This window comes from Vibrio metoecus (genome assembly GCF_009665255.1).
Classification (GTDB): domain Bacteria; phylum Pseudomonadota; class Gammaproteobacteria; order Enterobacterales; family Vibrionaceae; genus Vibrio; species Vibrio metoecus_B.
Genome location: NZ_CP035686.1, coordinates 2,461,601 through 2,485,000, shown reverse-complemented (window position 1 = coordinate 2,485,000; position 23,400 = coordinate 2,461,601). Strand labels below are relative to the sequence as shown.

Sequence of the window (23,400 nt, the reverse complement as noted above, 5' to 3'; positions counted from 1 at the left end):
CTGGTTCTCCCCGAAAGCTATTTAGGTAGCGCCTCGGACGAATACTACTGGGGGTAGAGCACTGTTAAGGCTAGGGGGTCATCCCGACTTACCAACCCTTTGCAAACTCCGAATACCAGTAAGTACTATCCGGGAGACACACGGCGGGTGCTAACGTCCGTCGTGGAGAGGGAAACAACCCAGACCGCCAGCTAAGGTCCCAAAGTATTGCTAAGTGGGAAACGATGTGGGAAGGCTCAGACAGCTAGGATGTTGGCTTAGAAGCAGCCATCATTTAAAGAAAGCGTAATAGCTCACTAGTCGAGTCGGCCTGCGCGGAAGATGTAACGGGGCTAAGCAATACACCGAAGCTGCGGCAATGTCCTTTGGACATTGGGTAGGGGAGCGTTCTGTAAGCCGTTGAAGGTGAATCGTAAGGTTTGCTGGAGGTATCAGAAGTGCGAATGCTGACATGAGTAACGACAAGGGGGGTGAAAAACCTCCCCGCCGGAAGACCAAGGGTTCCTGTCCAACGTTAATCGGGGCAGGGTGAGTCGACCCCTAAGGCGAGGCCGAAAGGCGTAGTCGATGGGAAACGGGTTAATATTCCCGTACTTCTTACAATTGCGATGGGGGGACGGAGAAGGCTAGGTGGGCCAGGCGACGGTTGTCCTGGTTCAAGTGCGTAGGCTTAAGAGTTAGGTAAATCCGGCTCTTTCTAAGGCTGAGACACGACGTCGAGCACCTACGGGTGTGAAGTCATTGATGCCATGCTTCCAGGAAAAGCCTCTAAGCTTCAGATTGTAAGGAATCGTACCCCAAACCGACACAGGTGGTCGGGTAGAGAATACCAAGGCGCTTGAGAGAACTCGGGTGAAGGAACTAGGCAAAATGGTACCGTAACTTCGGGAGAAGGTACGCTCTTGATGGTGAAGTCCCTCGCGGATGGAGCTGACGAGAGTCGCAGATACCAGGTGGCTGCAACTGTTTATTAAAAACACAGCACTGTGCAAAATCGCAAGATGACGTATACGGTGTGACGCCTGCCCGGTGCCGGAAGGTTAATTGATGGGGTTAGCGTAAGCGAAGCTCTTGATCGAAGCCCCGGTAAACGGCGGCCGTAACTATAACGGTCCTAAGGTAGCGAAATTCCTTGTCGGGTAAGTTCCGACCTGCACGAATGGCGTAATGATGGCCACGCTGTCTCCACCCGAGACTCAGTGAAATTGAAATCGCTGTGAAGATGCAGTGTACCCGCGGCTAGACGGAAAGACCCCGTGAACCTTTACTACAGCTTGGCACTGAACATTGAACCTACATGTGTAGGATAGGTGGGAGGCTATGAAGACGTGACGCCAGTTGCGTTGGAGCCGTCCTTGAAATACCACCCTTGTATGTTTGATGTTCTAACTTAGACCCGTTATCCGGGTTGAGGACAGTGCCTGGTGGGTAGTTTGACTGGGGCGGTCTCCTCCCAAAGAGTAACGGAGGAGCACGAAGGTGGGCTAATCACGGTTGGACATCGTGAGGTTAGTGCAATGGCATAAGCCCGCTTAACTGCGAGAATGACGGTTCGAGCAGGTGCGAAAGCAGGTCATAGTGATCCGGTGGTTCTGTATGGAAGGGCCATCGCTCAACGGATAAAAGGTACTCCGGGGATAACAGGCTGATACCGCCCAAGAGTTCATATCGACGGCGGTGTTTGGCACCTCGATGTCGGCTCATCACATCCTGGGGCTGAAGTCGGTCCCAAGGGTATGGCTGTTCGCCATTTAAAGTGGTACGCGAGCTGGGTTTAGAACGTCGTGAGACAGTTCGGTCCCTATCTGCCGTGGGCGTTGGAAGATTGAAGGGGGCTGCTCCTAGTACGAGAGGACCGGAGTGGACGAACCTCTGGTGTTCGGGTTGTGTCGCCAGACGCATTGCCCGGTAGCTAAGTTCGGAATCGATAACCGCTGAAAGCATCTAAGCGGGAAGCGAGCCCTGAGATGAGTCTTCCCTGACAGTTTAACTGTCCTAAAGGGTTGTTCGAGACTAGAACGTTGATAGGCAGGGTGTGTAAGCGTTGTGAGGCGTTGAGCTAACCTGTACTAATTGCCCGTGAGGCTTAACCATACAACACCCAAGGGGTTTTGTAGTGGACTCAATAAGCTAAGCGCATAAGAATGTGTGTGAGAACGAAAACAGCTTTCCAGATTTTAAAATTTTGCTTGGCGACCATAGCGTTTTGGACCCACCTGATTCCATCCCGAACTCAGAAGTGAAACGAAACAGCGTCGATGGTAGTGTGGGGTTTCCCCATGTGAGAGTAGAACATCGCTAGGCTTTTAATTTAGCACCAAGCGCTAACCAATGCGGAGCGGTAGTTCAGTTGGTTAGAATACCGGCCTGTCACGCCGGGGGTCGCGGGTTCGAGTCCCGTCCGCTCCGCCACTTATTTGAGAAACCCAGTCTTACGACTGGGTTTTTTGCTTTCTGGGCAATCCCAATCCCACCCTCTCTCTTAAACTCTAACTTCTAAGCTTCCCACTTCTTGATAGCATGATTTTTGGGGGAGCCACGCCTTGGTTATCTTCACCTCTACGCTGTATTGTGACTCAAACCTCAAGCGAATGGGGCTCTGTTGCTATTTGCAGTTGGGCGCGTACCGCGTTTAATACTCTGCGGGCTGCAGGGTGAGAAGTGGATATTCGTGTTGCGGCTCATGCGATTGGGACGTAGGGCGATAAGAAAAAGCCGACGCACTGGGCATCGGCTAAAGGAGATTTTAGAGTCTAGGTTTACAAGATTTGCTTGAGAACGCGATCCGCTTTTAAACGCATGATCCGACGGACTAGACGTTGAACTCGTTCTGGGTACTGCTCCGGTTTCTCTATTTGCTTATAAGTGCAGATGAGTTGGGTATGTTGCAGTATGTTATTAATTTCTGAATCGAATTTCTCGGTCAAGTGATGGTAATCATCACGGATCAAAATGGCATTTTCTAGGTCGAGCTTCCAAGCGCGTGGATTAAGGTTGTTACCTGTGATGAGCATATAACGCTTATCAACCCAGATGCCTTTCAAATGGAAGCTATGATTCTCGTGTTTCCATAAATGAATTGACAATTTACGACTCGCGATATGTGCTTCATTGGCTTTAGCGAAGCGACGCAAATTGAGTTCATATAAATAAGGTAAGCCACCGATGGTTTTGAATGGCTCTTCTGGTGCAATATAAAAATCATTCGCGGTTTTATCGCCAATCACGATATGGACCTGTACTCCACGTCTCAGCGCTTTTTTCACTTCCTTAGCAATGCTAGGTGGAAAGTTGAAGTAAGGCGTGCAGATAAACACTTCATCTTTTGCCGACGCGAGTAGTTGTACTATGGTTTGATTGAGTCGGTTTCTGCGACGACCGAGGCCGACCAAGGGTACAACGCCAACCTGATTATCGGCAATTTTCTGTTTGGTGAACTGATAATTGGCCTGAGCAAGTGCAGCTCGGAATTGGCGAATATCGGATTTGATCTCTTTGGTGGTTGGCTTACTGCCACAAGCTAGGTTGTTGACAGCAGGATGTGCCAGCATTTCTTGCTGGATAAATTTAACCATACTGTCCGCAAGTGCTTGGTTTTCCAAAGTATGGTAGCGATCGAAGCGATAGCGGTCATGGTATTGAAGATAGACATTATTCAGACTAGCGCCGCTGTAAATAACCTGATCATCAATAATGAAGCCTTTAAGATGTAATACTCCGAAAACCTCCCTTCCTCGTACTGGAATGCCGTACACAGGAATACAGTGTTCATGTTGCTGAGCGAAGTCTCGATACATCGCCGCATTACCTTCGGATTCTGCAGCGCCAATCAAGCCGCGTTGGGCGCGATGCCAATCAACACAGATATGAATGTCGAGCCCCGGATTACGTTGCTTGGCTGCGTAAAGCTCGGTGAGGATTTCACGTCCAGCATCGTCATTTTCTAAATAGAGTGCAACGAGGTAGATACGTTTGCGCGCCTGACGAATCGATTCCACCAAATGAGTTCGAAATTCCGCAGCAGAGAGCAATACGCCGAACTTGTCAGGATCTTGCGCAATCGCTGGTAGTTGTTCGATAGGGTTTCTTCGAGCAATCATTGGGATGCATTACCTTGTTGTGTGCAAAATTGCGAGCAGTGGATATTACCAAAACTGGTTAAGAAAAGGCTAGAAATGGCGACCATTCTTGACATTACTTCGATTGATATTGCATCGGAATGAGATCCTTGCCTGTTCTTGAGTAACGCTCGTAGAGAATATTCAGTTCAGCGGGAAGATCTAGGGGCTGGATGCGAACAAAATCTGCTTGCTGGTAGAAATGCTCAAGATGTGTATAGGCAAAGCAGTATGTGCCATGGTTCAGTTGTTCTTTGCGGCAATAATGAAGCAGCTGTTTACCAATGCCAGTTTGTCTAAGGTTCGCTTTCACCGCCATTCCAGTGAGTAAGCGGTATGAGCCAACCATACGAAAGCGTACTACGGCGACAATTTCCGAGTTTTCCAATGCCACAATGATCGACTCATCGCTTTTGGGTTTCGTCCCCGGATAATGCATTTTGTAAAATCGCTTTATAAGCGGGAGTTTGATGGGATCAAATTGCTGAAACTCTAACATTGGTCTTTCGTGCTTATGGTTTATCTAAGGTAGAATGTGGGCAGTTTAAGTTATCCTAAGACGACCATGCAAATTCAACTCGGGGCCAGCCTCAAACCCTATCACACCTTTGGTATTGAACAATCTGCTGCGCAATTGGTTGTGGCAGAGTCGATTGATGATCTAAAAAACCTTTACGGTTCAGTGCAATGGGCAAACGTGCCTAAGTTAATGATTGGTAAAGGCAGTAATATGTTGTTTACCTGCCCGTATTCAGGCGTTGTGATACTCAATCGACTATATGGAATCGAGCATCAACAAGATGATGTCTATCACTGGCTCCATGTATCGGGAGGGGAAGATTGGCCTTCACTTGTAGCTTGGTGCGTTGAGCAAGGTATCGGTGGGCTTGAAAATCTAGCCCTCATCCCTGGTTGTGCAGGTTCGGCTCCAATCCAAAATATCGGTGCGTATGGCATTGAGTTTAAGGATGTCTGCCATTACGTGGATTACTTATGTCTGGAAACTGGCGAAGTGAAACGTTTGACGGTGGAAGAATGTCAGTTCGGTTATCGTGATTCGATCTTTAAACACCAGCTCTATGAGAAAGCAGTGGTGATTGCGGTTGGACTGAAATTAGCCAAGGCTTGGGTGCCGAGTATTCATTACGGGCCGTTAAAAGATCTTCCTTCGACTTGTACGGCACATGATGTCTATCAGCGTGTTTGTGCGACACGAATGGAGAAGTTACCCGACCCTAATGTTATGGGGAATGCGGGAAGCTTCTTCAAAAATCCAGTGATCAGTGAGCTTGAATTTGCTCGCTTACACGCATTGCACCCCGATATTGTCGCTTATCCAACGGAACATGGTGTGAAAATCGCAGCGGGGTGGTTAATTGATCACGCGGGATTAAAAGGCCACCAAATCGGTGGGGCGAAAGTGCACCCGAAACAAGCTTTGGTGATTGTGAATACAGGTGCCGCTTGCGCGCAAGATATTTTACAACTGGCAGCCTACGTGAAACAGCAAGTGTTCGAATGTTATGGTATTGAACTGGAACATGAAGTGCGTTTTATGGGGAAAAGTGAGGAAACCAATCTAAGCGAATGGATGAGTGAACAACGATGAAAGAGCACAGTGCCAAATTAACCATACTTAAACAACTATCAGATGGTGAATTTCACTCTGGTGAAGTTCTGGGCTCTCAATTAGGGATCTCGCGCGCAGCGATCAGTAAGCACATTCAAGGCATTCGTGAGTGGGGTGTCGATGTGTTTCGGGTACAAGGTAAAGGCTACCAACTGGCACAACCTATGATGTTGCTTGATCAGTCGGTTATTCAATCGCAAGTCACAAACCCTGTTGAGTTGCACCCAATTATTGGCTCGACCAACCAATATTTACTTGATCATGTAGACACTCTGTCATCCGGAACCGTTTGTTTAGCCGAATATCAAGCCAGTGGACGTGGTCGGCGCGGCCGACATTGGGTATCTCCTTTTGGTGCCAACCTTTACCTCTCCATGTATTGGCGTTTAGATGCAGGTATGGCAGCGGCGATGGGGCTGAGTTTGGTGGTTGGGGTCGCCATTGTTGAGGCGTTGGAAGCCATAGGTGTGAATGGCGTTAAGCTCAAATGGCCGAATGATCTCTATTATCAAGACAAAAAGCTGGCGGGCATCTTAGTGGAAATGTCAGGTCAAGCGGGTGCTGCGGCGCATTTAGTGATCGGGATGGGGATCAATCTTGCGATGCGTGATAACGAAGGCAATATTGATCAACCATGGGTAAGTCTTGCGGAAGTTACGGGGCAAAGTCGAATTGATCGTAATGCGTTAGCCACCAATCTCATTACTGCTTTAGATCGCACCCTACGCCAATATGAAGTTTCGGGAATGCAGAATTTTGTCGAGCGTTGGAATCGTTGGGATAACTTTATTGGTCGACCCGTTAAACTTTTGATGGGAGCAAATGAAGTTCGAGGGATTGAACGTGGGATCGATGAGCACGGTGGCGTATTATTAGAAACCGTTGACGGCTTGAAAAGCTTTATTGGTGGTGAAATATCACTACGTAAAAATGACTAAAACAAAAAAGAGGCGAAAGCCTCTTTTTTTATCACAATCGAGTAGCCTGTAATGCTTATTTACGTAGGAGCACTTCTTCCACACTATGATTAAGTCCTTTACGTAGAATCAGGTGTGCGCGTCCTTTGGTAGGAAGGATATTTTCAACCAGATTTTTACCATTGATGGTTTCCCATATCGAACGAGCTTTTTGTTCTGCTTGCGCTTCAGTGAGGGCAGTATAGTGACTGAAGTATGACCCCGGCTTTTTAAACGCACCTTGGCGAAATTTCATAAACCGTTCAACATACCATTTCTCGATCTGGTCACTGTCCGCATCGACATAAATCGAAAAGTCGAGGAAATCAGAAATAAATACACGGTGTGGATCGTGAGGGTAGTCCATACCACTTTGCAGTACATTTAAGCCTTCAATGATCAGCACATCCGGGCGATCAACTACTTTCTGCTCATCAGTAATATCGTAAGTTAGATGTGAGTACACGGGAGCGAGCACATTCGGCTGTCCTGCTTTGACCTCCGAAACAAACTCAACTAATCGGCGAATATCATAAGATTCAGGAAAGCCTTTCTTATGCATGATCCCGCGTTTCGTGAGTATTTTATTTGGATACAGAAAACCATCGGTAGTAATCAGTTCAACTTTCGGATGATTCTCCCAACGTGACAAGAGGGCTTTCAGCAAGCGAGCCGTTGTGCTTTTACCGACCGCAACGCTGCCCGCAATGCCAATGACAAACGGTGGAGCCGATTCCGTATTCCCTAAAAACTGATGTAATACACCATTGCGACTCTGACGAGCAGCCACATACAGATTGAGCAGGCGAGCAAGAGGAAGATAAATTTCCACCGCTTCGGTCATGGTCAAATGATCATTGATCCCTTGTAACTCTTTAAGATCGCTTTCAGAGAGCGTCATGGGCACAGAATTACGTAATTCAGCCCATTGTTGGCGATCAAAGGTTAGGTAGGGACTCATCATCGGCTCAATCATGCGGTTAATAATAAGGAAAGCGAAAATACAATAAGCTAAAGATAAAACAAAATAGAATGATGCGAGAATTAGCGATTGCGCGGCAATTTGGCTGAAAAAACATCGATTAAATCAAATGCTCTGAAAAGTGACATTTTTTTCGATATAAGGGTTGCAACCCCCAAGATCATTCACTAGAATGCGCACCACTTATGCCGACTTAGCTCAGTAGGTAGAGCAACTGACTTGTAATCAGTAGGTCACCAGTTCGATTCCGGTAGTCGGCACCATTTTCTCCACTAGCAGTGAAAATGGTCTAAAAATTTGGAGGGGTTCCCGAGTGGCCAAAGGGAGCAGACTGTAAATCTGCCGGCTCCGCCTTCGATGGTTCGAATCCGTCCCCCTCCACCATATTCTTAAGGAAATAGCTCTCAGAGTTACGTGTGCGGGCATCGTATAATGGCTATTACCTCAGCCTTCCAAGCTGATGATGCGGGTTCGATTCCCGCTGCCCGCTCCACTCATTTTAGAGTGCTGATATAGCTCAGATGGTAGAGCGCATCCTTGGTAAGGATGAGGTCGGCAGTTCGATTCTGCCTATCAGCACCAGCTCTAATCACTCTAAGCAACATTTTCCTTTTGATATATACTTTACTACCGATATTTTTTGGTTGCGTGGTCATCTCAAAAGCCACCTAAATCCGTACCTAGAGGGACAACTCATGTCTAAAGAGAAATTTGAACGTACGAAACCGCACGTAAACGTTGGTACTATCGGCCACGTTGACCACGGTAAAACAACTCTAACCGCAGCTATCTGTACTGTACTTGCAAAAGTATACGGCGGTAAAGCTCGTGACTTCGCGTCAATCGACAACGCACCAGAAGAGCGTGAGCGTGGTATTACAATCAATACTTCTCACGTAGAGTACGATACTCCAAACCGTCACTACGCACACGTAGACTGTCCAGGACACGCGGATTATGTTAAGAACATGATCACTGGTGCTGCACAGATGGACGGCGGTATCCTAGTTGTTGCTGCAACAGATGGTCCAATGCCACAAACTCGTGAGCACATCCTGCTAGGTCGCCAAGTAGGTATTCCTTACATCATCGTATTCATGAACAAATGTGACATGGTTGACGATGAAGAGCTTCTAGAGCTGGTTGAAATGGAAGTTCGTGAGCTGCTGTCTGAGTACGATTTCCCAGGTGATGACCTGCCAGTAATCCAAGGTTCAGCACTAGGCGCGCTAAACGGCGAAGCACAGTGGGAAGCGAAGATTGTTGAACTAGCAGAAGCACTAGATTCATACATTCCAGAGCCAGAGCGTGCAGTAGACATGGCATTCCTGATGCCAATCGAAGACGTATTCTCAATCCAAGGTCGTGGTACAGTAGTAACTGGCCGTATCGAGCGCGGCATCCTGAAAGTGGGTGACGAAGTTGCGATCGTTGGTATCAAAGACACAGTAAAAACTACCTGTACAGGTGTAGAAATGTTCCGTAAGCTGCTTGACGAAGGTCGTGCAGGTGAGAACGTTGGTGCACTGCTACGTGGTACTAAGCGTGAAGAAGTAGAGCGTGGTCAAGTACTGGCGAAGCCAGGTTCAATCACTCCACACACTAAGTTCGAATCAGAAGTATACGTACTGTCAAAAGACGAAGGTGGCCGTCATACTCCATTCTTCAAAGGTTACCGTCCACAGTTCTACTTCCGTACAACTGACGTAACAGGCAGCATCGAGCTTCCAGAAGGCGTAGAAATGGTAATGCCAGGCGACAACATCAAGATGGTTGTAGACCTGATTGCGCCAATCGCGATGGACGAAGGTCTACGCTTCGCTATCCGTGAAGGTGGCCGTACTGTAGGTGCTGGTGTTGTAGCTAAGATCATCGCTTAATTATTTGACTAAGCACTACTAAAAAGGGCATCATTTGATGCCCTTTTTCTGCGCTGCGCACTAATGTGTCGATTTCTTGATCAAACGCAGCCAAGATTTTGGGCTGAGAGAGTATTTTCTCGCTCTTTAGTATGGAATCAGCGCATTGCGTTGACCGAATGGATTTGCCCTGCAACAGCGGGGTCGTTGTCGTCTAGAAGTCAGATTTGTGACAGGTTGGTTTATGAAAGCAAACAACGCTGAAGCTCCTGATAGCTCAAATGCAGCAGACATTCTGAAGTGGGTAGCCACTTTTGTTCTGCTGGTTGCCGCTGTTGTGGGTAATTACCTGTATGGTGAACTGTCTGTGGTGGCTCGCGCCGCAGGTGTAATTGTGTTGATTGCTGCGGCACTTGGTGTTGCTGCGACAACAACAAAAGGCAAAGAAGCGATCGTTTTTGCACGCGAATCTCGTATGGAAGTTCGTAAAGTGGTTTGGCCTACCCGCCAAGAAACCATGCAAACTACATTGATCGTTTTAGCAGTAAGTATTGTAATGGCTCTGGCGCTTTGGGGTATTGACGGCATTATGGTTCGTCTAGTGGCCTTTGCGACCGGAGTATAGTAGAGGGTTTAATACATGAGTGAAGCTCCCAAAAAACGCTGGTATGTAGTTCAAGCCTTCTCGGGATTTGAAGGACGTGTTGCTCAGTCACTTCGTGAACATATCAAAATGCATGGTATGGAAGAGCTGTTTGGTGAAGTGTTAGTACCAACAGAAGAAGTGGTAGAAATGCGCGCTGGCCAACGCCGCAAAAGCGAACGTAAATTCTTCCCTGGTTATGTGCTAGTGCAGATGATCATGAACGATGAATCTTGGCACTTGGTACGTAGCGTACCTCGCGTGATGGGATTCATCGGTGGTACATCGGATCGCCCTGCGCCTATCACGGATAAAGAAGCGGATGCGATTCTCAACCGTCTTGAAAAAGCTAGCGAAGCGCCGCGTCCGAAAACGATGTTTGAAGCTGGTGAAGTCGTACGTGTTAACGATGGTCCATTTGCTGACTTCAACGGTACCGTTGAAGAAGTGGATTACGAGAAAAGCCGCTTGAAAGTGTCGGTTTCGATCTTTGGTCGCGCAACACCTGTTGAACTCGAATTTGGTCAAGTTGAAAAGCTTGATTAAAAAAGCATCTCTTTAGGCTTGTCTGGGGCGTGGATTATGACTATAATTTCGCGCCTTTTTACAGGTTCTTTATGAAACTCGGGGAGCTGATCAATCGATTAGCGTTTGCACCCATAATTTAGGAAATATCATGGCTAAGAAAGTTGAAGCTTATGTAAAGCTGCAAGTTGCAGCTGGCATGGCAAACCCAAGTCCACCAGTAGGTCCAGCTCTGGGTCAACGTGGTGTTAACATCATGGAATTCTGTAAAGCGTTCAACGCACGTACAGAATCTCTAGAGAAAGGTCTGCCAACTCCAGTAGTTATTACTGTATACAGCGACCGTTCTTTCACGTTCGAAATCAAGACTCCACCAGCAGCAGTTCTTCTGAAGAAAGCAGCGGGCATCAAGTCTGGTTCTGCACGTCCTAACACTGCTAAAGTGGGCACAATCACTGACGCTCAAATCCAAGAAATCGCTGCAACTAAAGCAGCTGATATGACTGGTGCTGATATCGAAGCGATGAAGCGTTCTATCGCAGGTACTGCTCGCTCAATGGGCCTAGTGGTTGAGGGTTAATACAATGGCAAAACTAACTAAGCGTATGCGTACTATCCGCGCAAAAGTGGATGTAACTAAAGAGTACGACATCAACGAAGCAGTTGCTCTGCTGAAAGAGCTGGCAACAGCGAAGTTCGTTGAATCAGTTGACGTTGCTGTTAACCTGGGTATCGATGCTCGTAAATCTGACCAAAACGTTCGTGGCGCGACTGTGCTGCCACACGGTACTGGCCGTGACATCCGCGTAGCGGTATTCACTCAAGGTGCTAACGCTGAAGCGGCTAAAGCTGCTGGTGCGGAACTGGTTGGTATGGAAGATCTGGCTGACCAAGTTAAGAAAGGCGAAATGAACTTCGACGTAGTTATCGCATCTCCAGATGCAATGCGCGTTGTTGGTCAACTAGGTACTATCCTAGGCCCACGTGGTCTGATGCCAAACCCGAAAGTTGGTACTGTAACTCCTAACGTTGCTGAAGCGGTTAAGAACGCGAAAGCAGGTCAGGTTCGTTACCGTAACGACAAGAACGGTATCATCCATACCACTATTGGTAAGGTATCGTTCGAAACTGAACAACTGAAAGAGAACTTAGAAGCTCTGTTGGTTGCTCTGAAAAAAGCAAAACCATCTTCTGCGAAAGGCGTTTTCGTGAAGAAGGTAAGCATCTCTACTACTATGGGTGCTGGCGTTGCTGTCGATCAGAATACTCTGAGCGCACAAGTTTAATGCATTTGCTTAGGCGCAGAATTTGTGTATAATTCCGCGCCTAATATTTGTGGTTGGGGCTGACTTTTACCCTCGTGGTGAAAAACAGTCTCCGTCCAAGACCGTAGGCGTTATCCTCGGATAACTTAATAAAACCTACGTAGATGGTGCCCGAACTGACAGAAAGATTTACTTTTTAAGTTACCTTTCTTCTGGGACTGCACCAAAAAAGCTCTCACTGTTGTTGATAATAGTGAGCGGTGTAACGACAACCAGGAGTTAATCCAAGATGGCTTTAAATCTTCAAGACAAAAAAGCAATTGTTGCTGAAGTCAACGAAGCGGCCAGTGGTGCACTTTCTGCAGTTGTTGCTGACTCTCGTGGTGTTCAAGTTGCTGCGATGACTAATCTGCGTAAACAAGCTCGTGAAGCGGGCGTTTACCTGAAAGTTGTTCGTAACACACTGGCACGTCGCGCAGTAGAAGGCACAGCTTACGAATGTCTAAAAGACGTATTCGTAGGTCCTACTTTGATCGGCTTCTCTAACGAGCACCCAGGTGCTGCAGCGCGTCTTTTTAAAGACTTCGCTAAAGAGAACAAAGCATTTGAAATCAAAGCAGCTGCATTTGAAGGCGTACTGACTGACCCTGAAGTACTAGCGACACTACCAACTTACGACGAAGCGATTGCACGCCTGATGATGTGCATGAAAGAAGCTTCTGCTGGCAAGCTGGTTCGTACAATCGCTGCTGTCCGCGATCAAAAAGAAGCTGCATAAGCAAAATCGCTTTTGCTTTTTACTGGTTGCTAAATAAACTTATTGTTGACTTAAAAGAGAATTGTTATGTCTATTACTAACGAGCAAATCCTAGACGCTATTGCAGAAATGTCTGTAATGCAAGTTGTTGAACTGATCTCTGCTATGGAAGAGAAGTTCGGTGTTTCTGCTGCAGCTGCAGTTGTAGCTGGTCCAGCTGCTGGCGGCGCTGCTGCTGAAGAGCAAACTGAATTCAACGTAGTTCTGTCTGCTGCAGGCGCGAACAAAGTTGCTGTTATCAAAGCAGTACGTGGCGCAACTGGCCTAGGTCTGAAAGAAGCTAAAGCTCTTGTAGACGGCGCTCCAGCAACTGTTAAAGAAGCTGTATCTAAAGAAGAAGCAGAAGCACTGAAGAAAGAGCTTGAAGAAGCTGGTGCAACTGTTGAAGTTAAGTAATTCTTACTTAATTTCTTAGCCGAGAGGCTAATGGCTGGTGGTTTAATAACCACCGGCCTTTTTGCGCTGTAGGGTATGGGCGAATTTTCCCGCTGTTTAAGCGTTCCATATTCATGCAAATGAGTTCATTTCAACGCAATGAATTCACACTACAGTAAACAGCGATTAGTCACTGTCCTCACCCTTTTTAACCTGAAAGGCGGACAGTTTGGGTCACTTATCAGCGAGCTGAGGAACCCCATGGTTTACTCTTATACCGAGAAAAAGCGCATCCGTAAGGACTTTGGTACTCGTCCACAAGTGTTGGACATTCCATACCTGCTATCGATCCAGCTCGATTCGTTCGAAAAGTTCATCGAACAGGATCCTGAAGGACAATACGGTCTTGAAGCCGCTTTTCGTTCTGTATTTCCAATTCAGAGCTATAACGGCAATTCAGAGCTGCAATACGTTAGCTACCGTCTTGGTGAGCCAGTTTTTGACGTTAAAGAATGTCAAATCCGTGGTGTAACTTATTCAAAACCGCTACGCGTTAAACTACGCCTAGTGATCTTTGATAAAGACGCGCCAGCAGGTACTGTCAAAGATATTAAAGAACAAGAAGTCTACATGGGCGAAATTCCGCTCATGACAGAAAATGGTACCTTCGTAATCAATGGTACCGAAAGGGTTATCGTATCCCAGCTGCACCGAAGCCCAGGCGTGTTCTTCGACAGCGATAAGGGTAAGACCCATTCTTCAGGTAAAGTTCTGTATAACGCACGTATCATTCCGTACCGTGGTTCATGGCTCGATTTTGAGTTCGATCCAAAAGACAACCTGTACGTACGTATTGACCGTCGTCGTAAGCTGCCTGCATCGATCATCCTGCGTGCACTAGGTAAAACTAGCGCCGAGATCCTGGACATCTTCTTCGAAAAAGTGAATTTCGAAGTGAAAGATCAAACTCTAATGATGGAGTTGGTTCCAGAGCGTCTGCGTGGTGAAACTGCGACCTTCGATATCGAAGCGGATGGTAAGGTTTACGTAGAGAAAGGCCGTCGTGTGACTGCACGTCACATCCGTCAGCTTGAAAAAGATGGCGTGAACTTCATCGAAGTTCCGGTTGAGTACATCGTAGGTAAAGTATCTGCGAAAGATTACGTGAACGAAGCGACTGGCGAACTGATCATTACCGCTAACCAGGAAATCAGCCTGGAAGCGCTGGCTAACCTGTCTCAAGCCGGTTACAAGAAGCTAGAAGTTCTGTTTACCAATGATCTGGACCACGGTCCGTTCATGTCAGAAACCCTGCGTGTTGATAGCACCACCGATCGCATCTCTGCACTGGTAGAAATCTACCGCATGATGCGCCCTGGTGAACCGCCAACGAAAGAAGCAGCAGAAGCGCTGTTTGAAAGCCTGTTCTTCTCTGCAGAGCGTTATGATCTGTCGACTGTTGGCCGTATGAAGTTCAACAGCTCAATCGGTCGTGAAGATGCAGATGAACAAGGCACGCTGGATCAAGTAGACATCATCGAAGTGATGAAAAAGCTGATCTCGATTCGTAACGGTAAAGGCGAAGTGGACGATATCGACCACCTTGGCAACCGTCGTATCCGTAGTGTCGGCGAAATGGCAGAAAACCAATTCCGTGTAGGTCTAGTACGTGTTGAACGCGCTGTGAAAGAACGCCTGAGCTTGGGCGATCTAGACAACGTGATGCCACAAGACTTGATCAACGCGAAACCGATTTCTGCTGCTGTAAAAGAATTCTTTGGTTCTTCTCAGCTGTCTCAGTTTATGGACCAGAACAACCCGTTGTCAGAAGTGACGCATAAGCGTCGTATTTCTGCATTGGGCCCTGGCGGTCTGACTCGTGAGCGTGCTGGCTTCGAAGTACGTGACGTACACGTAACGCACTACGGTCGTCTATGTCCTATCGAAACACCTGAAGGTCCAAACATCGGTTTGATCAACTCGCTCTCTGCGTTTGCACGCTGCAACGAGTACGGTTTCCTAGAAACTCCTTACCGTCGCGTAGTGAACGGCGTTGTCACTGACGAAGTTGATTACTTGTCTGCGATTGAAGAGGGTCAATTCGTTATCGCTCAGGCGAACGCGAAACTGACTGAAGAAGGTGGTTTTGCCGATGAACTCGTTACTGCACGTCAAAAAGGCGAGTCAGGTCTTCACCCACGTGAACACGTTGACTACATGGACGTTGCGACTAACCAAGTGGTATCGATCGCGGCATCGCTGATCCCGTTCCTAGAACACGACGATGCTAACCGTGCCTTGATGGGTGCGAACATGCAACGTCAGGCGGTTCCAACTCTGCGTTCAGAGAAACCACTGGTAGGTACTGGTATCGAGCGTAACGTAGCGGTTGACTCTGGTGTAACTGCGGTTGCGAAACGCGGCGGTATGATCCAGTCAGTTGACGCTTCACGAATCGTAGTCAAAGTGAACGAAGAAGAGTTGATCCCAGGCGAAGCGGGTATCGACATCTACAACCTGACTAAGTACACCCGTTCGAACCAAAACACGTGTATCAACCAGCGTCCATGTGTGATGCCGGGTGAACCTGTGGCGCGTGGCGATGTGTTGGCAGACGGTCCATCAACTGATCTTGGTGAACTGGCGCTTGGCCAAAACATGCGTATCGCATTCATGCCTTGGAACGGTTACAACTTCGAAGACTCGATCTTAGTTTCTGAGCGTGTAGTTCAAGATGACCGCTTTACCACTATCCACATCCAAGAACTTTCTTGTGTGGCGCGTGATACTAAGCTGGGCGCAGAAGAGATCACGGCTGATATCCCTAACGTGGGTGAAGCGGCTCTGTCTAAGCTTGACGAATCTGGCATCGTGTACATCGGTGCAGAAGTGAAAGGCGGCGACATTCTGGTTGGTAAAGTGACACCAAAAGGTGAAACTCAGCTGACTCCAGAAGAGAAACTGCTGCGTGCGATCTTTGGTGAGAAAGCCTCAGACGTTAAAGATACGTCTCTGCGTGTACCAAACTCAGTAGCAGGTACGGTTATCGACGTTCAAGTCTTTACTCGCGATGGCGTAGAAAAAGACAAGCGTGCGCTTGAAATCGAACAGATGCAGCTGAAAGAAGCGAAGAAAGACCTGACTGAAGAGTTCCAAATTCTGGAAGGCGGTCTTCTGGCGCGTGTTCGCTCTGTTCTGCTAGCCGGTGGTTACACTGAAGCGAAACTGGGTTCAATCGAACGTAAGAAATGGTTAGAGCAGACGCTAGAAAACGACGAACTGCAAACTCAGCTGGAACAGCTGGCAGAGCAGTACGACGAGCTGAAAGCAGACTTCGATAAGAAGTTTGAAGCTAAGCGTCGCAAGATCACCCAAGGTGATGATCTGGCTCCTGGCGTACTGAAGATTGTTAAAGTTTACCTAGCAGTGAAACGTCGCATCCAACCGGGTGATAAGATGGCGGGTCGTCACGGTAACAAGGGTGTTATCTCTAAGATCAACCCTGTTGAAGACATGCCATACGATGAAAACGGTCAACCGGTTGACATCGTACTGAACCCTCTGGGCGTACCATCACGTATGAACATCGGTCAGATCCTAGAAGTTCACTTAGGTCTGGCGGCGAAAGGTATCGGTGACAAGATCAACCAAATGATCAAGGAACAACAAGAGCTAGCGAAGCTGCGTGAGTTCCTGCAGAAGGTTTATGATCTGGGCGATACTCGTCAACGTGTTGATATCTCAGCATTAAGTGATGAAGACGTTCGTACACTGGCACAAAACCTGCGTGCAGGTCTACCAGTGGCGACGCCAGTATTCGATGGTGCACCTGAATCGTCTATCAAAGCCATGCTGGAACTGGCGGATCTGCCAGCTTCAGGTCAGTTGACTCTGTTCGATGGCCGCACGGGTGACGCATTTGAGCGTCCAGTTACCGTGGGTTACATGTACATGCTGAAACTGAACCACTTGGTTGACGACAAGATGCATGCTCGTTCTACAGGCTCTTACAGTCTGGTTACTCAGCAACCTCTGGGTGGTAAAGCTCAGTTCGGTGGTCAGCGCTTCGGTGAGATGGAAGTGTGGGCACTGGAAGCATACGGTGCTGCGTATACCCTGCAAGAGATGTTGACCGTGAAATCGGACGACGTGAACGGCCGTACTAAGATGTATAAGAACATCGTAGATGGCAATCACGCGATGGAACCTGGTATGCCAGAATCGTTCAACGTACTGTTGAAAGAGATTCGCTCGCTGGGTATCAACATCGAGCTAGAAGACGAATAATAAACCCTAAGGTTTCCCCGCAAGGGGAAGCCTACCGGTTTTCGGTAGGAAGGTGCTCGTTGCTAATCGCAGCGAGTTCCTTTTAACTCCTTACAGGAGCTGAATGTGAAAGACTTATTAAACTTTCTAAAAGCACAGCATAAGACTGAAGAATTTGACGCGATCAAAATCGGTCTGGCTTCACCAGACATGATCCGTTCATGGTCTTTTGGTGAAGTGAAAAAACCTGAAACCATCAACTATCGTACGTTCAAGCCTGAGCGTGATGGTCTGTTCTGTGCGCGTATTTTTGGCCCGGTAAAAGACTACGAATGTCTTTGTGGCAAATATAAGCGTCTGAAACACCGTGGCGTGATTTGTGAGAAGTGTGGCGTTGAAGTCACTCAAACTAAAGTTCGTCGTGACCGTATGGGCCACATCGAGCTAGCTTCTCCAGTTGCACACATCTGGTTCCTGAAGTCTCTGCCATCTCGTATCGGTCTGCTGATGGACATGCCTCTGCGTGACATCGAGCGCGTACTGTACTTTGAAATGTACGTAGTGACTGAGCCAGGCATGACTGACCTTGAACGTGGTCAAATGCTGACTGAGGAAGAGTACCTCGACCGTTTGGAAGAGTGGGGCGACGAGTTCACCGCGAAAATGGGTGCAGAAGCGATCAAAGATCTGCTGTCATCTATGGATCTGCAAGCAGAAGCTGAGCAGATGCGTGAAGAGCTGGACACCACTAACTCTGAAACCAAACGTAAGAAGCTGACTAAGCGTCTGAAGCTGGTTGAAGCGTTCGTTGCATCAGGTAACAAGCCTGAATGGATGATCCTGACTGTATTGCCAGTTCTGCCGCCTGATCTACGTCCACTGGTTCCACTGGATGGCGGTCGTTTTGCAACGTCAGATCTGAACGATCTGTACCGTCGCGTAATCAACCGTAACAACCGTTTGAAGCGTCTGCTTGAACTGGCTGCACCAGACATCATCGTACGTAACGAAAAACGTATGCTGCAAGAGTCTGTGGATGCACTGCTGGATAACGGCCGTCGTGGTCGTGCGATCACTGGCTCGAACAAGCGTCCTCTGAAGTCTCTGGCTGACATGATCAAAGGTAAACAAGGTCGTTTCCGTCAGAACTTGCTGGGTAAACGTGTTGACTACTCAGGCCGTTCGGTTATCACCGTAGGTCCATACCTGCGTCTGCACCAATGTGGTCTGCCGAAGAAAATGGCTCTTGAGCTGTTTAAACCATTCATCTACAGCAAGCTGGAAACTCGTGGCCTAGCAACGACGATCAAAGCCGCTAAGAAAATGGTTGAGCGCGAAGAAGCGGTGGTATGGGATATCTTGGATGAAGTGATCCGTGAACACCCAGTACTGCTGAACCGTGCACCAACACTTCACCGTTTGGGTATCCAAGCGTTTGAACCCGTTCTAATCGAAGGTAAAGCGATCCAGCTGCACCCACTGGTGTGTGCGGCGTATAACGCGGACTTCGACGGTGACCAAATGGCGGTACACGTTCCTCTGACGCTTGAAGCTCAGTTGGAAGCTCGTACCCTGATGATGTCAACCAACAACATTCTGTCGCCAGCGTCAGGTGATCCAATCATCGTACCGTCTCAGGACGTGGTACTGGGTCTGTACTACATGACCCGTGAAAAGATCAACGCGAAAGGCGAAGGTATGTACCTGACTGGCCCAACTGAGGCTGAGAAGGCATACCGTACTAAGACTGCTGAGCTGCACGCTCGCGTAAAAGTACGTATTACCGAAACCATCAAGCATGAAAACGGTAAGTTGACGACTGAAACCAAGATGATTGACACGACCGTTGGCCGTGCCATGTTGTGGCAAATCGTACCGAAAGGTCTGCCATACAGCTTGGTGAACCAGAAGCTAGGTAAGAAGCAAATTTCTAACCTGCTCAACGAGGCGTACCGTAAGCTAGGTCTAAAAGACACCGTTGTTTTCGCTGACCAAATCATGTACACCGGTTTCGCATACGCGGCACTGTCAGGTGTATCGGTTGGTATCGACGATATGGTAGTACCGGCGGCTAAGTACACTGAAATTGCTGAAGCGGAAGAAGAAGTACGCGAAATTCAAGAGCAGTTCCAGTCTGGTCTGGTTACCGCTGGCGAACGCTACAACAAAGTGATCGATATTTGGGCCTCAACCAACGATCGCGTAGCGAAAGCGATGATGGAAAACCTCTCTTCTGAGCAGGTGATCAACCGTCAAGGCGAACAAGAAAAACAAGAGTCGTTCAACAGCATCTATATGATGGCCGACTCAGGTGCTCGTGGTTCTGCTGCTCAGATCCGTCAGTTGGCGGGTATGCGTGGTCTGATGGCGCGTCCAGATGGCTCGATCATCGAAACGCCAATCACGGCAAACTTTAAAGAAGGTCTAAACGTTCTTCAGTACTTTATCTCAACGCACGGTGCTCGTAAGGGTCTGGCGGATACGGCACTGAAAACGGCGAACTCCGGTTACCTGACTCGTCGTCTGGTAGACGTTGCGCAAGACGTTGTAGTTACTGAACACGACTGTGGCACCTTAGAAGGCGTGGTGATGACACCACACATCGAAGGTGGTGACGTTAAAGTTGCTCTGACTGAACTGGCTCTGGGCCGTGTGGTTGCGGAAGATATCCTCAAACCAGGTACAGACGAAGTGCTGATCCCACGTAATACGCTGCTTGATGAGAAGTGGTGTAAGGTGATCAACGATAACTCAGTTGACCAAATCCAAGTACGTTCAGTGGTAACTTGTGATTCTGACTTCGGTTGTTGTGCACAGTGTTACGGTCGTGACCTGGCACGCGGTCACTTGGTGAACCAAGGTGAAGCGGTCGGTGTTATCGCGGCACAGTCAATCGGTGAGCCGGGTACACAGCTGACGATGCGTACGTTCCACATCGGTGGTGCGGCATCAACAGCAGCAGCAGAAAACAGCATCCAAGCGAAAAACAACGGTTCTGTGAAACTGCATAACGCGAAGTTCGTAATCAACAAAGATGGCAAGCTCATTATCACGTCTCGTGCTTCTGAGCTGACCATCATTGACGAGTTTGGTCGTACCAAAGAGAAACACAAACTGCCATACGGCTCTATGCTGAGTAAAGCCGATAGCGATGCAGTTGCAGCGGGTGAAACTGTTGCAAACTGGGAAGCGCACACCATGCCAATCATCACTGAAGTGGCAGGTCGCGTACAGTTTGTGGATATGATCGATGGCGTAACCGTTTCTCGTCAAACGGACGATCTGACTGGTCTGTCTTCAAGTGAAGTGACTGAGGCCGCAGCGCGTCCTGCAGCAGGTAAAGATATGCGTCCAGCGATTAAGCTGGTTGACGCAAATGGTAAAGATGTCCTGATCCCAGGTACTGATATGCCAGCTCAATACTTCCTGCCAGGTAAAGCGATTGTGAACTTGGACGACGGCGCTGAAGTGAATGTGGGTGATACACTGGCTCGTATTCCTCAGAAGTCTGGCGGTAACAAGGACATCACCGGTGGTCTACCACGCGTTGCTGACCTGTTCGAAGCGCGTAAGCCAAAAGAGCCTGCGATTCTGGCTGAACACTCAGGTACTGTATCGTTCGGTAAAGAGACCAAAGGTAAGCGTCGTTTGATCATCACTCGTGACAGTGGTGACACTTACGAAGAGATGATCCCTAAACATCGTCAATTGAACGTGTTTGAAGGTGAGCGCATTGAGCGTGGTGATGTGATTGCGGACGGCCCAGAGTCGCCACATGATATCCTGCGTCTGCGTGGTATCCATGCTGTGACCACTTACATCGCGAACGAGGTTCAGGAAGTTTACCGTCTACAAGGCGTTAAGATTAACGATAAGCACATCGAGACTATCGTTCGTCAAATGCTGCGTAAGTGTACGATCACCTTCGCGGGTGACTCAGAGTTCTTGCCTGGCGAGACAGTTGAGTACTCACAAGTGAAGATCGCGAACCGTCAACTGGTTGAAGAAGGCAAAGAGCCAGCTCGTTTCGAGCGTGAGCTGCTGGGTATTACCAAAGCATCTCTGGCGACTGAGTCCTTCATCTCGGCAGCATCGTTCCAAGAAACCACTCGCGTTCTAACCGAAGCAGCGGTATCTGGTAAGCGTGACGATCTGCGCGGTCTGAAAGAGAACGTAATCGTTGGCCGTCTGATCCCGGCTGGTACTGGTTTTGCGTACCACCAAGATCGTCAAGCCAAACGTGCACAAGAACAGCAAGGTCCATCAGCTGAACAAGCGACTGACAACCTAGCTGCACTGTTGAATGCAGGTTTCTCTTCTGACGACGAGTAAGTCATCAAACTATGAAAAAAGGCACCTTATGGTGCCTTTTTTATTGGTACTTTTCTTTTGAAATTCAAGATGAGCAAGCTCATTCAAGGATGTACAGAGTGATTAAGCGCCTGGAGGTACAGCAAGGCTATCGGCGATCAACTGGATTAAATGATCTTCGAGAGAGAAACGAGCTTCAAGCACTTCACCCACTTCGGATAAATCGCGATCTAAATCGATCAACTCATCATATTCACTGATGGTGGCGTACTGATCGTTAAAGTTCAGTAGTGGCTCAGTCGTGGCGACAATTTTGGCGTACACCTGATTAATCTCATCAGTGGCTTTAAAGCCAGTAGCTTGCCATTGATTCATGACCATGTCGTAGATCTTGAAATGACCTTCAGAAATGTAGTCCACCAGTTCTTGGCAAAAGTACAGCAAAGCCTGTGGAGAAGGGAGTTCTGATACGGTAGTCTTATTAGCACAAGGCTGTAGAGCTGCAAGCTTACAATACTCAACGATCACATGTTGTCGTTTCTCCAACCAGTGATCAATGATCTCGTTCGAACCGCCCCATTGGTCTTGAGTGTTTTTGAATCTTTTTAGCATGACCATGTCCTCATGATCGGATCGTCACTGACGATCGTTCCTTTGCCTTCTTAGTAATATCAATAAGATATAACTACTGCCCTCACAAAAAGTTATAGTCAATAATTGTTGTGCTGACAAATTGTGGTGTGAATTTAGATTGCCAGTAAAATGATCCGACTGCAAGCAATCAGGAGAAGCAGAGTGGAAAAGAGTGACGGCAAGAACGCTTATTGGTGTGTTGTTTCAGGCAGTGACCTGTGGTTGGTGGATGGGCAAATTCCTTTTGGTAGTGCACAGCAGTGGGATCTGCCGCAAGATAAGGCGATCTTAGTGGATCATTACCAAAACTCCCCTGTCTACTGGCTGAATGCCGCGGATATTGAGCAAGATCGCTCGCTCAGCTCGCTACGCGAATTGTTGGGTATTGATGAAACTCTATTTTTATCGGCGAGCAAAGCGGTGCAATACGGACATATGAGCCAAACCATACGTTTTTGTCCACAGTGTGGGGGGCGCAACTACCTCAATCATCAGCAACTGGCAATGCAATGCCACGATTGCCGAACGTTGCATTATCCGCGTATTTTCCCCTGTATTATCGTCGCTGTTCGCAAAGAGAAGCAGATTTTATTAGCGCAGCACCCACGCCATCGTAGCGGCATGTATACCGTGATTGCTGGTTTTGTAGAGGTGGGAGAAACACTTGAACAGTGTGTGGCTCGTGAGGTACGGGAAGAAACCGGAATTGAAGTGACCAATATTCGCTACTTTGGCAGCCAACCTTGGGCTTTTCCATCGAGTATGATGATGGCGTTTCTCGCTGATTATCGAGGTGGTGAGCTTAAGCCTGATTACAGTGAACTGAGTGATGCCAACTGGTTTGGTATGAATAATCTTCCACCCGTTGCGCCACAAGGCACCATCGCTCGTGCGTTGATTGAGCAGACGTTGGTCAATATTGCTCAAGACCATCACTAGAAAATGACAAAAAAAACCCTCCGGTTAAGGAGGGGGTAAGTAAGATGTCGTTATGAGATGCTGAGTCGAAGACCCAGTTTA

16 protein-coding genes, 5 tRNA genes and 2 rRNA genes (1 of these 23 running past the window's edge) are annotated in these 23,400 nt (G+C 48.0%); 19 read left to right on the top strand and 4 right to left on the bottom strand.

Annotated features, from left to right (window positions below):
• The 3 genes from EPB59_RS11325 to EPB59_RS11315 form a co-directional block, all read left to right on the top strand.
• Nucleotides 1-2,094, top strand: a 23S ribosomal RNA gene (locus EPB59_RS11325); it begins 793 nt to the left of the window's first position.
• Nucleotides 2,095-2,188: 94 nt separating this feature from the next.
• Nucleotides 2,189-2,304: ribosomal RNA gene (rrf, locus tag EPB59_RS11320) — 5S ribosomal RNA — on the top strand.
• Between the two features lie 31 nt (nt 2,305-2,335).
• Nucleotides 2,336-2,412 (top strand) — tRNA-Asp (locus EPB59_RS11315).
• Nucleotides 2,413-2,759: 347 nt separating this feature from the next.
• On the opposite strand, the gene pssA is transcribed toward EPB59_RS11315, so the two are convergent.
• Together pssA and EPB59_RS11305 are read right to left on the bottom strand one after the other, a co-directional pair.
• Nucleotides 2,760-4,100, bottom strand: coding sequence for a CDP-diacylglycerol--serine O-phosphatidyltransferase (gene pssA / locus EPB59_RS11310; RefSeq protein WP_055052344.1), 1,341 nt, complete (start codon nt 4,098-4,100; stop codon nt 2,760-2,762).
• Between the two features lie 94 nt (nt 4,101-4,194).
• Entirely contained in the window at nt 4,195-4,617 is a 423-nt protein-coding gene (locus EPB59_RS11305) for a GNAT family N-acetyltransferase (RefSeq protein ID WP_195706993.1), read from the bottom strand.
• A gap of 36 nt (nt 4,618-4,653) precedes the next feature.
• Between EPB59_RS11305 and murB the strand changes: the two genes are divergently transcribed.
• Together murB and birA are read left to right on the top strand one after the other, a co-directional pair.
• Nucleotides 4,654-5,727, top strand: a complete 1,074-nt coding sequence (gene murB / locus EPB59_RS11300) for a UDP-N-acetylmuramate dehydrogenase (protein WP_154172779.1) — start codon at nt 4,654-4,656, stop codon at nt 5,725-5,727.
• Nucleotides 5,724-6,686, top strand: a complete 963-nt coding sequence (birA, locus tag EPB59_RS11295) for a bifunctional biotin--[acetyl-CoA-carboxylase] ligase/biotin operon repressor BirA (RefSeq protein ID WP_154172777.1) — start codon at nt 5,724-5,726, stop codon at nt 6,684-6,686. The genes murB and birA overlap by 4 nt, the downstream gene beginning before the upstream one ends.
• Nucleotides 6,687-6,741: 55 nt before the next feature.
• Here the strand turns inward: birA and coaA are convergent, their stop codons facing one another.
• Complete coding sequence (coaA, locus tag EPB59_RS11290) at nt 6,742-7,665, bottom strand: type I pantothenate kinase (protein WP_241666216.1); 924 nt, start codon at nt 7,663-7,665, stop codon at nt 6,742-6,744.
• Nucleotides 7,666-7,873: 208 nt separating this feature from the next.
• On the opposite strand from coaA, the gene EPB59_RS11285 reads away from it, so the two are divergent.
• The 13 genes from EPB59_RS11285 to rpoC all read left to right on the top strand — a co-directional run bounded on the left by EPB59_RS11285 (nt 7,874) and on the right by rpoC (nt 21,768).
• A tRNA-Thr gene (locus tag EPB59_RS11285) sits at nt 7,874-7,949 on the top strand.
• Between the two features lie 36 nt (nt 7,950-7,985).
• Nucleotides 7,986-8,070 (top strand) — tRNA-Tyr (locus tag EPB59_RS11280).
• Between the two features lie 34 nt (nt 8,071-8,104).
• Nucleotides 8,105-8,179: transfer RNA gene (locus EPB59_RS11275), tRNA-Gly, on the top strand.
• Between the two features lie 13 nt (nt 8,180-8,192).
• Nucleotides 8,193-8,268 (top strand) — tRNA-Thr (locus EPB59_RS11270).
• Between the two features lie 113 nt (nt 8,269-8,381).
• Entirely contained in the window at nt 8,382-9,566 is a 1,185-nt protein-coding gene (tuf, locus tag EPB59_RS11265) for an elongation factor Tu (protein WP_000031640.1), read from the top strand.
• A 223-nt stretch (nt 9,567-9,789) separates the two neighbouring features.
• Nucleotides 9,790-10,170 (top strand): preprotein translocase subunit SecE, encoded by a 381-nt coding sequence (secE, locus tag EPB59_RS11260; RefSeq protein WP_134817777.1) that lies wholly within the window; start codon nt 9,790-9,792, stop codon nt 10,168-10,170.
• A gap of 15 nt (nt 10,171-10,185) precedes the next feature.
• Nucleotides 10,186-10,734 carry a transcription termination/antitermination protein NusG gene (nusG, locus tag EPB59_RS11255; protein WP_001287510.1) on the top strand — a complete coding sequence of 183 codons (549 nt, stop codon included), beginning with the start codon at nt 10,186-10,188 and terminating at the stop codon, nt 10,732-10,734.
• Nucleotides 10,735-10,864: 130 nt separating this feature from the next.
• Complete coding sequence (gene rplK / locus EPB59_RS11250) at nt 10,865-11,293, top strand: 50S ribosomal protein L11 (RefSeq protein ID WP_001085797.1); 429 nt, start codon at nt 10,865-10,867, stop codon at nt 11,291-11,293.
• A gap of 4 nt (nt 11,294-11,297) precedes the next feature.
• Nucleotides 11,298-11,999 (top strand): 50S ribosomal protein L1, encoded by a 702-nt coding sequence (gene rplA, locus EPB59_RS11245; protein ID WP_055028364.1) that lies wholly within the window; start codon nt 11,298-11,300, stop codon nt 11,997-11,999.
• Nucleotides 12,000-12,267: 268 nt separating this feature from the next.
• Complete coding sequence (gene rplJ, locus EPB59_RS11240) at nt 12,268-12,756, top strand: 50S ribosomal protein L10 (protein ID WP_001207198.1); 489 nt, start codon at nt 12,268-12,270, stop codon at nt 12,754-12,756.
• A gap of 66 nt (nt 12,757-12,822) precedes the next feature.
• A complete protein-coding gene (rplL, locus tag EPB59_RS11235; protein WP_000028971.1) occupies nt 12,823-13,191 on the top strand; it encodes a 50S ribosomal protein L7/L12 in 369 nt (122 codons plus the stop codon).
• 240 nt (nt 13,192-13,431) lie between these two features.
• Entirely contained in the window at nt 13,432-17,457 is a 4,026-nt protein-coding gene (rpoB, locus tag EPB59_RS11230) for a DNA-directed RNA polymerase subunit beta (RefSeq protein ID WP_000263113.1), read from the top strand.
• A gap of 105 nt (nt 17,458-17,562) precedes the next feature.
• Nucleotides 17,563-21,768: a DNA-directed RNA polymerase subunit beta' gene (gene rpoC, locus EPB59_RS11225; protein WP_154172773.1), complete on the top strand. Its 4,206-nt coding sequence runs from the start codon at nt 17,563-17,565 to the stop codon at nt 21,766-21,768.
• A 102-nt stretch (nt 21,769-21,870) separates the two neighbouring features.
• Here the strand turns inward: rpoC and rsd are convergent, their stop codons facing one another.
• Nucleotides 21,871-22,365 carry a sigma D regulator gene (gene rsd, locus EPB59_RS11220; RefSeq protein ID WP_154172771.1) on the bottom strand — a complete coding sequence of 165 codons (495 nt, stop codon included), beginning with the start codon at nt 22,363-22,365 and terminating at the stop codon, nt 21,871-21,873.
• A 177-nt stretch (nt 22,366-22,542) separates the two neighbouring features.
• Between rsd and nudC the strand changes: the two genes are divergently transcribed.
• Nucleotides 22,543-23,319, top strand: coding sequence for an NAD(+) diphosphatase (nudC, locus tag EPB59_RS11215; protein WP_195706992.1), 777 nt, complete (start codon nt 22,543-22,545; stop codon nt 23,317-23,319).
• Nucleotides 23,320-23,400: the final 81 nt, after the last annotated feature.